This is a genomic window from Streptomyces sp. NPDC060232 (genome assembly GCF_042726555.1).
Lineage (GTDB): Bacteria > Actinomycetota > Actinomycetes > Streptomycetales > Streptomycetaceae > Streptomyces.
Map to the genome: position 1 here is coordinate 100,091 of NZ_JBHXAG010000013.1, position 13,693 is coordinate 113,783.

General features: G+C 73.1%; 16 protein-coding genes. 7 read left to right on the forward strand and 9 right to left on the reverse strand.

All coding sequences use genetic code 11. The annotated features are described in order from the left end of the window. Positions 1-205: 205 nt before the first annotated feature. On the reverse strand, positions 206-835 hold the full coding sequence (locus tag ACFWFZ_RS20250; RefSeq protein ID WP_387124149.1) for a class I SAM-dependent methyltransferase: 630 nt from the start codon (positions 833-835) through the stop codon (positions 206-208). A gap of 46 nt (positions 836-881) precedes the next feature. Then, positions 882-1,256 carry a YbjQ family protein gene (locus tag ACFWFZ_RS20255; RefSeq protein ID WP_387124151.1) on the reverse strand — a complete coding sequence of 125 codons (375 nt, stop codon included), beginning with the start codon at positions 1,254-1,256 and terminating at the stop codon, positions 882-884. Positions 1,257-1,869: 613 nt separating this feature from the next. On the opposite strand from ACFWFZ_RS20255, the gene ACFWFZ_RS20260 reads away from it, so the two are divergent. Then, complete coding sequence (locus ACFWFZ_RS20260) at positions 1,870-2,403, forward strand: SH3 domain-containing protein (RefSeq protein WP_387124152.1); 534 nt, start codon at positions 1,870-1,872, stop codon at positions 2,401-2,403. Positions 2,404-2,409: 6 nt separating this feature from the next. Here ACFWFZ_RS20260 and ACFWFZ_RS20265 read toward each other — a convergent pair whose 3' ends face one another. The 5 genes from ACFWFZ_RS20265 to ACFWFZ_RS20285 all read right to left on the reverse strand — a co-directional run bounded on the left by ACFWFZ_RS20265 (position 2,410) and on the right by ACFWFZ_RS20285 (position 7,415). Beyond that, entirely contained in the window at positions 2,410-2,778 is a 369-nt protein-coding gene (locus ACFWFZ_RS20265; protein ID WP_387124154.1) for an NTP pyrophosphohydrolase, read from the reverse strand. A gap of 9 nt (positions 2,779-2,787) precedes the next feature. Continuing rightward, positions 2,788-5,151: an AAA family ATPase gene (locus ACFWFZ_RS20270; RefSeq protein WP_387124155.1), complete on the reverse strand. Its 2,364-nt coding sequence runs from the start codon at positions 5,149-5,151 to the stop codon at positions 2,788-2,790. A 152-nt stretch (positions 5,152-5,303) separates the two neighbouring features. After that, positions 5,304-5,897, reverse strand: coding sequence for an epimerase (locus ACFWFZ_RS20275; protein ID WP_387124157.1), 594 nt, complete (start codon positions 5,895-5,897; stop codon positions 5,304-5,306). 81 nt (positions 5,898-5,978) lie between these two features. Continuing rightward, positions 5,979-6,413 (reverse strand): VOC family protein, encoded by a 435-nt coding sequence (locus ACFWFZ_RS20280; RefSeq protein ID WP_387124158.1) that lies wholly within the window; start codon positions 6,411-6,413, stop codon positions 5,979-5,981. A 48-nt stretch (positions 6,414-6,461) separates the two neighbouring features. After that, positions 6,462-7,415, reverse strand: coding sequence for a tellurite resistance/C4-dicarboxylate transporter family protein (locus ACFWFZ_RS20285; RefSeq protein ID WP_387124160.1), 954 nt, complete (start codon positions 7,413-7,415; stop codon positions 6,462-6,464). A gap of 341 nt (positions 7,416-7,756) precedes the next feature. On the opposite strand from ACFWFZ_RS20285, the gene ACFWFZ_RS20290 reads away from it, so the two are divergent. Next, positions 7,757-8,212: a DoxX family protein gene (locus ACFWFZ_RS20290; RefSeq protein WP_387124162.1), complete on the forward strand. Its 456-nt coding sequence runs from the start codon at positions 7,757-7,759 to the stop codon at positions 8,210-8,212. A 73-nt stretch (positions 8,213-8,285) separates the two neighbouring features. Further along, the gene (locus ACFWFZ_RS20295) at positions 8,286-8,861 is read left to right on the forward strand and encodes a YdeI family protein (protein WP_387124164.1); all 576 of its coding nucleotides are present in this window, start codon (positions 8,286-8,288) and stop codon (positions 8,859-8,861) included. A 141-nt stretch (positions 8,862-9,002) separates the two neighbouring features. Here ACFWFZ_RS20295 and ACFWFZ_RS20300 read toward each other — a convergent pair whose 3' ends face one another. Further along, positions 9,003-9,407: a DUF5997 family protein gene (locus ACFWFZ_RS20300; RefSeq protein WP_030661982.1), complete on the reverse strand. Its 405-nt coding sequence runs from the start codon at positions 9,405-9,407 to the stop codon at positions 9,003-9,005. 57 nt (positions 9,408-9,464) lie between these two features. Between ACFWFZ_RS20300 and ACFWFZ_RS20305 the strand changes: the two genes are divergently transcribed. The 4 genes from ACFWFZ_RS20305 (at position 9,465) to ACFWFZ_RS20320 (ending at position 12,910) form a co-directional block, all read left to right on the forward strand. Then, entirely contained in the window at positions 9,465-10,289 is an 825-nt protein-coding gene (locus ACFWFZ_RS20305) for a LysR family transcriptional regulator substrate-binding protein (protein WP_387124166.1), read from the forward strand. Positions 10,290-10,368: 79 nt separating this feature from the next. Further along, positions 10,369-10,560 carry a hypothetical protein gene (locus ACFWFZ_RS20310; RefSeq protein ID WP_387124168.1) on the forward strand — a complete coding sequence of 64 codons (192 nt, stop codon included), beginning with the start codon at positions 10,369-10,371 and terminating at the stop codon, positions 10,558-10,560. Between the two features lie 37 nt (positions 10,561-10,597). Continuing rightward, complete coding sequence (locus tag ACFWFZ_RS20315; RefSeq protein WP_387124170.1) at positions 10,598-10,969, forward strand: VOC family protein; 372 nt, start codon at positions 10,598-10,600, stop codon at positions 10,967-10,969. Positions 10,970-11,425: 456 nt separating this feature from the next. Beyond that, positions 11,426-12,910: a cellulose binding domain-containing protein gene (locus ACFWFZ_RS20320; RefSeq protein WP_387124172.1), complete on the forward strand. Its 1,485-nt coding sequence runs from the start codon at positions 11,426-11,428 to the stop codon at positions 12,908-12,910. Positions 12,911-12,937: 27 nt separating this feature from the next. Here ACFWFZ_RS20320 and ACFWFZ_RS20325 read toward each other — a convergent pair whose 3' ends face one another. Further along, positions 12,938-13,585 carry a hypothetical protein gene (locus ACFWFZ_RS20325; protein WP_387124173.1) on the reverse strand — a complete coding sequence of 216 codons (648 nt, stop codon included), beginning with the start codon at positions 13,583-13,585 and terminating at the stop codon, positions 12,938-12,940. Between the last annotated feature and the right edge of the window lie 108 nt (positions 13,586-13,693).

Genomic DNA, 13,693 nt, shown 5'->3' on the forward strand with positions numbered 1-13,693 from the left:
CGCGGGACTACGCCCCTTCACCCCCGCACGACGCGCGACCTGCCGGGAGGTTGCCGCCACTTCGGAAAAACTTTGCGCCCCAGCCCCGGTTCCCGGCACGGTGGTGCCGGGCCGGCATCCCGGCCCGGCACCCGGCCCGCTCCGGCTCCCGCACCGGCGCCAGCACCGGCGCCAGCACCGGCGCCAGCACCGGCAAGCCGACCGGTCAGGGCATGCGGCGGGCGTAGCAGAACAGGTGCTCCTCGGGAACCGCCCCGTCGCCGGCGGGCCGGAACGTCGCGGTGTGGTGGTGCAGGACCTCCAGGCCCCGGTCGGCGAGCCGGGCCAGGTGGTCCTCCGTGGAGAGGCTGCTGACGGTCACCTCGTGGCCCATCCACTCGATGTCCAGGCCCCGGATGTCCCCCGGGACCGTGGCCATCACGAAGTACCCGCCGGGCGCGGTCCAGGAGGCCATCCGGTCCAGGGCCGCCGCCACCTCCGGCTGGTCCATGACCAGCAGCGGGAAGAAGGAGCACACCGCGTCGAAGCCGCCCGGCGGCGGCGTGTAGGTGCGTACGTCGGCCTGTTCGAAGCGGGCTCCCGGGACCTTGGCGCGGGCCAGGGCGACCATGGCCGCCGAGACGTCGATGCCGGTCACGTCGCAGCCGGCCCGGACCAGTGTCTCGGCGGTGGGCCGTCCGGTGCCGCTGCCCACGTCCAGTACGCGGGCTCCCTCGGGCAGCCGGGCGGTGAGCCAGTCGAGGGCCTCGATCTGGCCGGGCACCTGCCCGAACACCTCCTCGTAGTGCTCCCCCAGCGCGTCGAACACCTCTGCCGCTGACTTGCGTAGACCCATCGGCCCGCCCCTTCGTCTTCGGAGGGGAACCACCGTACAAGGACGGTCAGGTGGAGGCGGGGACCAGGACGACGGCCGTCCCGTAGGCGCACACCTCGGTCCCGACGTCGGCCGCGTCGGTGACGTCGAAGCGCATCATCAGCACGGCGTTCGCGCCGCGCGCCTTGGCCTGTTCGATGAGCCGGTCCATGGCCTGGTTGCGGGTCTGGACCAGGGTCTTGGTGAGGCCCTTCAGTTCGCCGCCGATCATCGACTTCAGTCCGGCGCCGATCTGACTGCCCAGGTGGCGGGAGCGCACGGTGAGGCCGAAGACCTCGCCGATGACCCGCTCGACCCGGTAGCCGGGGACGTCGTTGGTCGTCACGACGAGGACACCGGTCTCGTGCGCGCCGGCTCCGCCGCCGTAGTCATCGATACTCATGGGCCCCACTCTGGCGCGCCCCGCCCGCAGCCGCATCCGGGAGGACCGGTGATCAGGGCATTCGGGCGGCTGGCGCCGGGGCCGGAGGGATCTGCCCCGTGAACCTGAACCCGGCATCCGCGTCCTCCCCTTACGCCCTCCGGGGCGGGTCCGGCGGCCACCTGTGCCCGGCCCGAGCCGACGGCGTACACGATCTCGTCCGCTGCCGGAAGCACGCCGCCGACCCGGACCGTCGTCGGATGTCCTGCGAAGTACACGTCAACCCCCTTGGCCATCACCCTGGTTGTGGAAGGCCGCCACCCAACGCGGTAGGCCGGTCTCAGCCCTTGGACGGGCGCGGCCGCGAGCGTCGCGCCCGTACCTTGCCGATCTGCCGGCCGCACGGCCGGCGGCGGCCCTCTCCCCCGGGGGCCCCGCTGCGCGGCCGTGCCCGTACGGGGGCGCGGCACGGCCGCCACACCCCGGTGGACAGATTGGTCATATCGGGCTAAAGGCCGGTGAGTCATCGGGGCTGCGGGGCCCGTCCTGGCCATAGTCGTCCCTGGCAACCGTCCGTTGCCATCCCGTGCCGCGCGCCGCGGCCGGTCGGACGTCTTCACAGAGGAGTCGGCTCATGCTGAAGCCCACCAGAACCATCCTCGCTCTCGCCACCGGAAGCCTGGTTCTCGGTCTGGTCGGGGTGGGCGCCGCCGTCGCGGACGAGGGTCCGCGGGAGATCATCGTCGGCGAGGTACCCGCGTCTGCGCAGCCCGGCACGTACCCGTACGACAAGTACGCCTTCGGCAAGGTCGTCTCCAAGGGCCCGCTGAAGGTCCGCAGCAAGCCGACCACCGATTCCCGCGCCGTCGGCCAGGTGCAGCCGAACAGCAGGGTCGAGATCGAGTGCAAGAAGTACGGCGAGGACGTCGCCGGCAACCGCCTCTGGTACCGCCTGCACGAGGACCGCGACAACGGGGGGAACGGCTCCGGTCGTGAGGACCGGGAGGACTGGGAGGACCGCGAGGACTGGGAGGACCGCGAGGACTGGGAGGACCGCGAGGACAGCGAGGACCGCCGGACCCCCAACCGCGCGAAGGCCTACGAGAAGGAACGCTGGGTCTCCGCCCGCTACGTCAAGAACCTCTCCGAGGTGAAGTACTGCCGCTGACCGTGGTCAGTCCACCGGGCGTACGGTACGCGGGCCCACGCATCGCACACCGTACGCCCGGACCCGTTCGCGCAGTTCGCGGTCGGCCGTGACCACGACCACCGGGCAGCCGTCCTCCGCACGGGCCGCGGCCAGCTCCACGATCAGGTCGTCACCGCTGCCGGGCGCCGCCTCGACCCGTACGCCGGGCACGGACCCGACGCCGCGGGCGGCGCCTTCGACGACGAGGATGACCTCCTCGTCGTCCTCCCGGCCGACTGACCGGGCGGCCAGACCGTCACGCAGCCGTTCGGCGGCGCCGCGCCGGTCGCGCCACCAGCCGTCCGGCACGGACCCGACGACGTTCGCGGCATCGACGATCACAACGGTCCTCACCCGGGCACCTCAGAAGTCGCCGTAGTTGACCTGCCAGGTGGGCAGGCCCATCCGGCGCCAGACCGCGACGACGCGGTCCCTGTCGTCGAGCGAGACCCGCACCGCGTACCGGTGGCGGACGTGCGCGTCGAACAGCTCCGCCTTGACCACGTCGTCGCGACGGGTGTCGCCCGCCGCGCGCATCCACAGCTCGTCGTACGGCACCGCGTGCCGGCGCAGCCAGGCCTCGGTCTGCGGCCGGTACTCCTCGCCACGGCCCGACAGCAGGACGATCACGTCGCCGTCCGCGCGCCGGAAGGCGTCCAGCGCGTGCCGGACCGACTCGTTGAGCAGGTCGAGCTCGCAGCGCGTGAAGTCGTACGGCCCCCGGTCACCGGTGAGCGCGAGCGTGCCGTCGATGTCGCACATCACCGCCGTCGGCAGCGCCGGGTCGGGTACGTACTCCGTCACGGGCGGCGCGGCCACCGCACCGGAGGCGCCGTTCATCCACTCCGTCGTCAGCCGCCAGCCGCCCTTGCGGGCGTTGCGGTGCTTCTCGGCCAGGACACGGATGATCTCCTCGCCGACCTGCCGCTGTCGGGCGGCGTCCCGGCGCAGGCACTCCTCCAGCGGGACGTCGGTGAAGTCGTGCACGACGAAGGTCGCGAGACCGCCGACCGCCGCCTTCAGCCGCTTCGGGATGTGCTTGGTCAGGTGGGTGTTGTCGACGACCACGTCGAAGCCGCCGTCGACGGCCGCGCGGACCGCCGCGTCCTGGACCGCCAGAACGGTCTGCTCGTGCGCGAAGCTGCGGCCTCGCTCGGGGTCCGGCAGGTCGAGCATGGCCCGCAGGTCGTCAAGGTTGACCCGCCGCATACGGCCGCCGGACTCGGCCTGGAGGGCGCGCGCGGCCGTCGTCTTGCCCGACGCGGGCAGGCCGGTCATGACGTGGACGACGGGCAGCGGGGCCTCCCGCCGCGCAGGACGGCCGGTCCCCTCCGCCGCCGGCGCCGGGATCCGGGGCGCCGCCTCGGGCGTGCGGGTGGGCGCGGCGGCGGGCGGGCCCGGGCGCTGCTGCGCGGACGCGGTCCGGTCCCCCGCCTCGGAGAGCGTCGGGTTCTCCGCCTCGGGACCGGACCCGCTCTCCGCCTCGGGACCGGATCGGTGATCCGCCTGGGACCCGGTCCTGTTCTCCTCGTCGCCGACGTACGGGTCGGCGGTCTCCGGCCGTACCTGGCGCCAGGTGGTGAGTTCGGTCGACCGGCCGTCGAGCCTCATGAACATCGCGGGCCGGACGGTGCGGTCGGGCAGTTGCGCGACCGCACGTGCGAAGGCACCCCGGTCGGCGGTCAGATGCGCGAGGCCCGCGTATGCCTCGTCGATCGCGCGCTCGTGGCGGGCGGCGGCCTCCTCCAGGCCGGCGATGACCTCGCGCACCCAGTGGTCGAACTCGTCGGGCACCTGCTCCAGGAGGGCGTCCAGGGGCTTCCCGCCCGAGGCCTCGATGTCGGCGACGGTGCAGTTCAGGCCCTGCGCGAGCTGCTTCGCGGGCATGCCGGCGAAGCGCTGCACGCCGTGGCCGCGCCAGATGTCCCGCGCGGTCACACCGGTGAGCACCTTGTGGAGCCGTACGTATTCGGACAGCTTGGCCTTGGCGCGCACGCCGGAGGCGAAGCGCAGTACGAAGCCCTCGGCGTCCATGCCGTTCGCGCAGGCGCCGCCGGGCAGGGTGTTGGACTCGGTCAGCGCGAGCAGCTCGTCGAGGGGCATGGCGGGCCACACCGTGACGACGGAGCCGATCCCGGTCCAGTGGGCCGCGGCGTCGGCGAGCGGGACCTCGGTGCCGTCCAGGCCGAAGGCGGCGAGGAGGACGAGATCGCGGCGGTCGCCGTAGTCGACGACGATGCGGTTCTGCGGGTACAGGATCTCCGCGAGGTAGGTGGTGCCCGGGTTCAGGGCCGCGGTGTCCGCGCCGTCGAGCCGGCGCTGTGCCCAGACGGCTTGGGCGCTGGTGAAGGAGCCCTTGGAGGCGACCCGCCAGCGGCCCGCGTAGTGGAAGACGATCGCGAGGCTGCCGTCGACCTTGTCGTACACCTCGAACGGCTCGTCGGGGAGGGCCGGGGCGTACGGCTGACCCGACTCGTGCTCGCCGACGTTGAAGAACTTCGGCAGTGGCAGGGCGACGATCGCGCCGGTCTCGTCGTCGGCGACGAGACCGCGGCAGCGCGTGGTGACCTCGTTCCAGACGCGCTCGTACTGGGCTGTCCGCGTGTACGTGTAGAGGGACAGCGGCAGCTCGGGGTGCGACTTGCGGGTCACGTACCCGGCGTCGATCGAGTCGGCCAGCGCCTGGGCGGGCAGCAGGTCATGCAGAGTCAGGGTCTCCTGGCTCATGGGGTCCTCCCGGTTTGAGATGGCTCATTCTCGCCTGCGGGAGGGTGTGCGCGGTACCTAATTAGGCCTGGTCCGGGCACCTCCCAGGCGGTTGATGTCCGCGGGCCGCAGGATGTGGCCGGGGACCTCGGTGCCGGGAGTGGCGACCGCGATCATGGCGCGGCCGAAGTCCTCGGAGGTGATGACGAGGTCCGGTGACAACCGCCGCAGCAGCGGGACCAGCGGCGCGGTGACGGCGTAGAGGGCGCGGTAGAGCCGGGTCCCGGAGCGTACGCCGCGCGCCGGCTGGACGATGCCGGGGTGCGGAACATGTAGGCGCGGAAGGGGAGTTCCAGCAGGTCGTTCTCGGTACGCCCCTTGACGCGGGCCCACATGGAACGGCCCCGCCCGGTGCTGTCGGTGCCCTCCCCGGAGACGTAGACGAAGGTCATCCCGGGGTTGGCGGCGGCCAGCGGCCGGGCCACGGCGAGGGTCAGGTCGTGGGTGACACGCCGGTATTCCTCCTCCTTCATGCCGAGGGAGGAGACTCCCAGGCAGAAGAAGCAGGCGTCGTACGCGGCAGGGTCGACCCCGGCGGCGGACAGGTCGGACGGGTCGTCCTGCACCCGCTCGCGCAGCTTGGGGTGGGTGACGCCGAGCGGGCGGCGTCCGATGGCCAGGACTCCGTCGACGGAGTCGTCGCGCAGGCATGCGCGCAGGACGCCCCGGCCGAGCATCCCGGTCGCACCGAAGAGGATGACGTTCACCCGTGGAAGCGTAGGCCGCGCCGGGCGTGCGCGCGCGGGGGTGGGGCGGCGGACGGGGCGGCGGGATCCGGTGCGCGCGCCTCAGTGGGATACGCAGAGCTCGTTGCCCTGGGGGTCGGCGAGGGTGGTCCAGGTGCTGGGGCCCTGGCGGCCCTCGTGGAGGCGCTTCGCGCCCTTGGCGACGAGGCGCTCGACCAGTGCCTGCGGGTCGTCGTCGCCGGTCCGCACGTCGAGGTGCACCCGGTTCTTGACGGTCTTGGCCTCCGGGACGAGCTGGAAGAGGATGCGGGGCGCGCCGTCGAGCCCCTTCGGGTGGCGGATCGCCGCGCCCGCCTTCCAGACGAGGGTGCCGCGGTGGGTGGTGGTGTCGTCCTCGGTCGCGTGCCCCGCGGCGATCAGGCCGCGGATGAACTGTTCGTCGCTGGGCTCCACTTCCCAGCCGAGGGCGTCGGCCCACCAGTCGGCGAGCGGGTGCGGGTCGGTCGAGTCGATGGTCACCTGGAACGTGTACGCCATGCCGGGACCCTACTGACCGGGCGTCGGCCCCGCCACAGGAGCGGCGGGTCAGGTGACGGGTGGGCGCCGGGCGGCGAGGTGGGCAGCGGCCAGTACGGAGACGGTCAACAGCCAGGCGGCCACGGCGATCCAGAGCAGGACCTCGCCCAGCGGCACCAGCCAGGCGATGCCGGCCGGTTCCGCGACGGAGAGGCAGGCGGTGGACGTCATGCCGAGCGGGAAGACGGTGGCCCAGCGGCGGATGTCGTAGCGCGGACGGGGGTGGCGCAGTTCGGCGGCGAGGAGGACGACGTACCAGACGAGGGACAGGGCGAGCGCGATGAGCGTGACGGTACGCAGGGCCGTGTGCGCCGAACCCGACCAGACGGGTGACGCGGTGAGCTGGGAGCCGGCCAGCGCGGAGATGGAGAGCGCACCGCCCGCCACCCAGTGGTCGCCCGCCCCGCCCACCACCTCGTGCAGGTCGAACCGGAAGAGGGCGGCCACGTACAGCACCAGCCCGAGGCAGAAGGCGGCCAGCGCCGCCCAGCCCAGCCAGTCCTGGCGGTCGACGGCGGCGAGGACCGCCGCGAGGACGGCGAGCCCCTGCGTGGCCACGCAGCCGAGGAAGGCGCCTCCGGGCATGCCGCGGCGCCAGTGCCGCACGACGTTGAGCAGGAGGCCGGGCCAGAGGAGCGCGGCGAGCGCGAGCAGGGCGGCGGCCGGGGTCTGCCAGCCGGACAGGGAGAGCCGGGCGCCGATGACGGTGGTGGCGGCGACGGCCGTCAGGGCGGCGGGGGTGTCGGCCTCGGCACGGAACCGCCCGCGGTCCCCCAGCAGTCGCACCGTGAAGTCGACGGCGAGTACCAGCCACAGGGCGACGGCGATGGCGAAGGCGACGAGCGACAGCGCTTCGTGTCCCGTCATGTGCAGCGCGACCGAGAGGATGCCCGTGGCCATGACGGCGGCTCCCGCCGCGGGCGGGAGCCGCGCCCACCAGCCCGGGCCAGGGAGGATGCTCACGCCTCCAGCGGACCGCACGTGCAGGCCGCCCGCCAGCGGACCGGGCCGACTGGACCGACGGGGCTGACCGGTCCGACGGGACCGCGGGGGCCGCCGGCGCCCGAGCTTCCTGCGCGGACGATCGACGGAACGTGCGCACGGTGCGCATGCCGGGGTGCGGGCCGGGCGCGGGAAGGCCGCGCGTGCCCTCGGCGCGGCCCCAGGAGCCGGGAAGTGCCCGGTGCCGTGGCCGGAACTCGCGCTTGTCACGTCTGTTAGGTCTACCTAACCTATGGCTCGCTCGCGCTTGAGCAGTTCGGCACGACTTCGGGATTCGTCCCCGACCGAAGGAGCCTCCCCCCATGAACGCACGTCTCGACCGTGCCCAGCCCTACGCCGTCGGGCTGTTCCGGATCGTCACCGGCCTGTTCTTCGCCTCGCACGGGGCGGCCTCCCTCTTCGGTGTCCTGGGCGGCGCCCCCGGCGGCGGTACCGTCGCGGTAGGCACCTGGCCCGGCTGGTACGCCGCCGCCATCCAGCTGGTCGCCGGCGCCCTGGTCCTGCTCGGCCTGGGCACCCGGGCCGCGGCCTTCGTCGCCTCCGGTTCGATGGCGTACGCGTACTTCACGGTGCATCAGCCCGGTGCGCTCTGGCCGCTGCAGAACGGCGGCGAGGCCTCCGCGATGTTCTGCTGGGCCTTCCTGCTGCTGGTGTTCACCGGCCCCGGGGCCCTGGCGCTGGACTCCCTGTTCGCGTCGCGCGCTTCGGCCTCCTCCGGGCACCGTGACGACACCCGCCCGGAGACCGTGGCCGCCTGACCCTAAGGAATCGATTCTGCGCCAGCCGTCGCAGCGCGGACCGACCGCCAGGGTGGCCGATAGCCTGTGGCGCATGGACGAACTCGACGGGGTGGAGATCGTCGGCTTCGCGGACGCCGCGGCGTTCGAGAGCTGGCTCGCCGAGCACCACACGCGCCAGGAGGGGGTGTGGATCAAGGTCGCGAAGAAGAAGTCCGGCATCCCGTCGGTCACCGACGACGAGCTCGTCGACGTGGGCCTCTGCTACGGCTGGATCTCGGGACAACGGCGCTCCCTCGACGAGCTCCACTACCTGCAGAAGTACGTGCCGCGGCGGGCGAAGAGCCTGTGGTCGCAGGTGAACGTGGACAAGGTCGCCGCGCTGACCGCATCGGGCCGGATGCGTGAGCCCGGGCTGGCCGAGGTGCGCCGGGCGCAGGCGGACGGCCGCTGGGGCGGCGCCTACGCGTCGCAGCGGACCGCGGGGGTGCCGGAAGACCTCGAAGCGGCGCTCGAAGCGCGCCCCGAGGCCCGTGCGGCCTTCGAGGCACTGGACCGGACCGGGCGCTACCTGGTGGCCCTGCCCCTGCTGCAGGCGCTCACGCCGGAGACCAGGCGGGCCAGGCTGGACCGGGCCGTGCACCTGCTGGCGGGCGACCCTCCGCAATGAACCGGCGGGGGCGGACCCCCGACCGGACGCAGGTGGTCCGCCAGGACGCACGCGGACGACGACGGGAGACCCGGCGGACGACGTCGGGCCCGGTCCTCCCTGTGAGGGGGGACCGGGCCCGACGGGAGTCCGAGCCGAGGGTCAGGACTCCTGGTTGCGCGCCTTCTCGGCCCGCTCGGCGTTCCGCTCCTTGATCCGCACCGCTTCCTTGCGGACATCGGCCTGGGTGGCCCGCTCCCGCTGGAGCCACTCAGGAGCTTCCTGCTTCAGCGCTTCGATCTGTTCGGTGGTGAGGGGCTCGGTGACTCCGCCACGGGCGAGGCCCGCGATGGAGACGCCCAGCTTGGAGGCGACCACGGGGCGGGGGTGGGGGCCGTTGCGGCGCAGCTCCTGGAGCCACTGGGGCGGGTCGGCCTGGAGCGCACTCAATTCACTGCGCGAGACGACACCCTCCTGGAACTCTGCGGGGGTGGCCTCGAGGTACACGCCCAGCTTCTTCGCCGCGGTCGCGGGCTTCATCGTCTGGGTGTTCTGGTGCGACGTCATGAGTCAAGGGTATCGAGCGTGTGCACGGGTTCCGACCACGCCCGGTAGCCTTGCGGGGTGACAGGCTCGGAAGTACCCCATGCGTTCCGGCTCGCTTATGTCCCCGGCGTGACCCCTGCGAAGTGGGTGCGGATCTGGAACGAGCGGCTGCCCGACGTCCCGCTGGCCCTCGCCCAGGTCTCCTCCGCCGAGGTGTTCGGCGTGCTGCGCTCCGGTGGCGCCGACGCGGGCTTCGTCCGGCTCCCGGTGGACCGCGAGGACCTCAGCGCGATCCCCCTCTACACCGAGACCACGGTGGTCGTCGTCCCCAAGGACCACATCGTGGCGGCTGCGGAGGAGGTCACCACCGAGGACCTCGCCGACGAGGTCGTGTGGCAGCCCCTCGACGACACCCTGGACTGGGAGAAGCTGCCGGGACAGCCCGCGATCGAGCGGCCCGCCACGACGGCGGACGCGATCGAGCTGGTGGCGGCGGGCGTGGGCGTACTCGTCGTACCCCAGTCCCTGGCCCGCCTGCACCACCGCAGGGACCTCACCTACCGGCCCGTGTCGGACGCGCCCACGTCGCGGGTCGCGCTGTCGTGGCCGCAGGCGGAACCCACCCCGGATCTGGTGGAGGAGTTCATCGGGATCGTCCGCGGCCGGACCGTGAACAGTACGCGGGGCCGTCCGCAGACCCCTGCGCAGCCGAAGGCGAAGCGCAAGCGGCCGGAGACGGGCACCGGCAAGGCCGGCGGCGCCGGGGCGCGGCGCGGGACCGGGGGCGGGGGCGGGGGCGGGGCCGGAAAGCCCGCGTCCGGGAAGTCCGCGGGGAAGAGTTCGCGCGCCGGATCCGGCGGAGCCAAGGGCGGCAAGGGCGGCAAGCCCCGCCGGCGGCCGTAGCCCCTACGGGACCGGCTGAGCCGTCGGTGGCCGGCCGGGCCGCCGAGGGCCTGGCTTCGGAGATCACGGTCGCCTCCCGGTGTCTGCAGGAGGGGCCCGCGACCGGACGGGCACCTTCCATCCCCTCGCGGAGCAGGTCGCCGGGTGCACCGGCACGCCCCCGCGGGCGCTGCTGGACCACGTGTGCGAGGACCTGCTCGCGCACGCGACGGGGGACACCCTGGGCGACGACGCGGCGGTGGCGGCGGTCGAGCGGCCCGCGCAGCCCTGAGACGGGCCGGCCGGGCCGCGTTTGCCAGAATCGGATCATGCTGACCATCGGAACGATCGTCATGGGCGCCGCGGACGTGCGGCGGGCCGCGGACTTCTGGGGCGGGGCACTGGGCTACGTACCGCGCGACGGCGAGGTGGACGACGGCTGGACCGTCCTGGTCCCGGCCGACGGCGGCGGCCCCGGCCTGGCGCTCGGGCGCAGCGTCACGCCGGTCCAGGAGCGCCCCCGTGTCCACCTCGACCTGTACGCGGCGGACGCGGCGGAGCAGGCGGCGGAGGTGGCACGCCTGGTGGCGCTGGGTGCGCGGCACGTGGACTGGGACTCCTACCCGGAGGACCCCGATTTCGTGGTGCTGGCGGACCCCGAGGGCAACCGGTTCTGCGTGATCGACGCAACCCACGGCTGACTCCCCGGGCCCCGGCTTCGGGCGTCGGAGTGCGAGCGTGCGCCGACCCAGGGTGATCTGGCCCGGACGGCTCGCGGCATGCCCCAACGCCGTTCTGCCAGGCGCTGCTTGGCCGGTCGGCGGCGGCCGGCGGCCGTGACGGCTTCGGTGGTGTCCGTACCGGCCCCGGCCGCCCTCTGCGTGCGGGCAGGTGTGTCCGCCGGAGCGGTCGGGGCGGCGGCGATGCCGCCGAGTGTGAGGACCAGGCCGGTGAGGACCCCGGCGCTTCGGATGGACCTTCGCATGGAGCCCACCTCACCCGCGCGAGGCCGCTACCTGATCCCCCGCTTTCCCCTTCCTTAAGCGGAACCTAAGACTCATCAGAGCCGCACCGAAACGAACGAATGTCCGTTTCGGTGCGGCTAGCGTGCTGCCGCAACCCCAACTCCCCAGTAACGCAACAGAGGCAGGCACGCGATGGGCAGCACAGTCGGTCACCGGCGCAGGACGAGTCGTACGGCGAGGGTCACGGGCGCGATCGTGGCGGCGGCGGTGATCGGCGGTGCGGCCTTCGCGCTCACCGGGACCGCCCACGCCGGCACCGTCGGCGCCGTCTACACGAAGTCCAGCTCCTGGAGCGGGGGTTACACCGGCCAGTACGTCATCACCAACAGCACCGGTCAGGCGCAGTCGGGCTGGACGCTGGAGTTCGACCTGCCGGCGGGCACGAAGATCGACTCGCTCTGGAACGGCACCCACACCGTCGACGGCCGGCGCGTCACCGTGAAGCCCGCCGAGTGGAACGGCCGACTGGCGGCCGGTGCCTCCGTCACCGTCGGATTCGTGGCAAGCGGCTCCGGCGCCCCCGGCGACCCCACGGGCTGCCGCATCAACGGGGTGAAGTGTTCGGTGGACCAGGGCGCGACGGCCCAGCCGAGCGGGCGCCCCACCGCCCGTCCCACCGCCACCGCGGCGCCGACCACGGCCCCGACGGCGTCGGCCACCTCCGCCGCACCGACCCGGACCGCTTCGCCCTCCCCCACGGCGACCGCGCCCGCTCCCACAGGCGGCGGCGCGCGCTTCGCCCCGTATGTGGACACCTCGCTGTTCCCCGCGTACGACCTGCTCGACACCGCGGCCCAGACCGGTGTGAAGGAGTTCCACCTCGCCTTCATCACCTCCGGCGGCGGCTGCGCACCGCTGTGGGGCGGCGTCACCGATCTCGCGAACGACAAGGTCGCCGCGCAGATCGGTGCGCTGCGCGCGAAGGGCGGCGACGTCCGCGTGTCCTTCGGCGGGGCCGCCGGACACGAACTGGCCCTGAACTGCGCCACCGTGGACGACCTGGCCGCCGCCTACGGCAAGGTCGTCGACCAGTACCGGCTCACCAAGGTCGACTTCGACATCGAGGGCGCGGCCCTGCCGGACACCGCCGCCAACGCGCGCCGCGCACAGGCCATCGCCAAGCTCCAGAAGTCCCACCCAGGGCTGGACGTGGCCTTCACCCTGCCCGTGATGCCCGAGGGCCTGACCCAGCCCGGCGTGGCGCTGCTGGCCGACGCCCGCAAGAACGGCGTCCGCGTCGACGCCGTCAACATCATGGCGATGGACTACGGTCCGGCGTACAGCGGGGACATGGGGCAGTACGCGATCCAGGCCGCGACGGCAACCCAGGCGCAGATCAAGGGGGTGCTCGGGCTCTCCGACGCGGCGGCGTGGAAGGCCGTCGCCGTCACGCCGATGATCGGTGTCAACGACGTGACCAGCGAGATCTTCACCGTCGCGGACGCCACGCAGCTCGTGGAGTTCGCGGCGGCGAAGGGGATCGGCAGGCTTGCGATGTGGTCCTCGACGCGTGACAAGCAGTGCGCCGCCGGCGCCGTCAACTACGCGGACGCCACGTGCAGTTCGATCCTCCAGCAGCCGCTGGCCTTCACCCGGGCGTTCGCCGCCCTCAAGTAGCGGACGCCGTGGCCGGCTTCGGTCGGATCAGGCCAGGATGCCCGCGCGGGTGGCGATGTCGAGCGCCACGTCGAGGCGTGGCGCGGGGCGGCCCTCCGCACCGGGCGCGGTCAGCAGGGCCGTCACCGCGTCGGAGTCGGCCTTGCCCTCCCGGGCGAGCGCCGCGAACCGGTCGACGGCCTCGGTGAGGGCCCGCTCCTGCACATAGGAGACGTCGAAGGAGGAAGCCGTGAGCCCGAGGAACTCCTCGTGCGAGCCGACCCAGGGCGCGGCTCCCTCCAGCCCGTCCTCGCGTAGCTCCTCCGGGTACGGGATGCGGTGCCAGGCGCCGTTCTCCCACCAGTAGACGAAGCCGAACATGTTGCCGTCGGCGTCGTCCCGCAGGAGGTCCCAGGGCAGCCAGTCGGGCCCGCCCGCCAGGAAGTCGATCTGCTCGCCGCGTACGTGGGTGTGGCTGCCGTCGGGGTCCTGGCCGCAGAAGACGGCGCGTCCCCCGTCGAACACGCTCAGGCGCCACCAGCCTCCGGCGCCGGTGCTGTGGCACCACAAGCCGTCCTCGTCGAGGGCGAACTCCGTGCCGTTGGAGCATGCGGCGTCGACCATGGCCATGATCACGCCTCTGCTCCACAACTGCTCGGGGTGGTCGAGGTCTTCGGGCCGGCTCGGCGTGTGCATCGTGTGATCTCCTTCCGGGTGCGGTGCAAGCGTCGCACGCGGAGTTCTCGATGCCGTACGGGGGTCCGCCGCCGGCCGCGTGATCCCGTGGACCGCTCGTTCGGCCAC

Excerpts from the sequence above, each read along its gene's own strand:
- ACFWFZ_RS20300 (WP_030661982.1), bottom strand. The coding sequence starts at position 9,407 with ATGACGTCGCACCAGAACACCCAGACGATGAAGCCCGCGACCGCGGCG.
- ACFWFZ_RS20295 (WP_387124164.1), top strand. The coding sequence starts at position 8,286 with ATGGACGAACTCGACGGGGTGGAGATCGTCGGCTTCGCGGACGCCGCG.
- ACFWFZ_RS20315 (WP_387124170.1), top strand. The coding sequence starts at position 10,598 with ATGCTGACCATCGGAACGATCGTCATGGGCGCCGCGGACGTGCGGCGG.
- ACFWFZ_RS20260 (WP_387124152.1), top strand. The coding sequence starts at position 1,870 with ATGCTGAAGCCCACCAGAACCATCCTCGCTCTCGCCACCGGAAGCCTG.
- ACFWFZ_RS20250 (WP_387124149.1), bottom strand. The coding sequence starts at position 835 with ATGGGTCTACGCAAGTCAGCGGCAGAGGTGTTCGACGCGCTGGGGGAG.
- ACFWFZ_RS20270 (WP_387124155.1), bottom strand. The coding sequence starts at position 5,151 with ATGAGCCAGGAGACCCTGACTCTGCATGACCTGCTGCCCGCCCAGGCG.
- ACFWFZ_RS20320 (WP_387124172.1), top strand. The coding sequence starts at position 11,426 with ATGGGCAGCACAGTCGGTCACCGGCGCAGGACGAGTCGTACGGCGAGG.
- ACFWFZ_RS20290 (WP_387124162.1), top strand. The coding sequence starts at position 7,757 with ATGAACGCACGTCTCGACCGTGCCCAGCCCTACGCCGTCGGGCTGTTC.
- ACFWFZ_RS20280 (WP_387124158.1), bottom strand. The coding sequence starts at position 6,413 with ATGGCGTACACGTTCCAGGTGACCATCGACTCGACCGACCCGCACCCG.
- ACFWFZ_RS20325 (WP_387124173.1), bottom strand. The coding sequence starts at position 13,585 with ATGCACACGCCGAGCCGGCCCGAAGACCTCGACCACCCCGAGCAGTTG.
- ACFWFZ_RS20255 (WP_387124151.1), bottom strand. The coding sequence starts at position 1,256 with ATGAGTATCGATGACTACGGCGGCGGAGCCGGCGCGCACGAGACCGGT.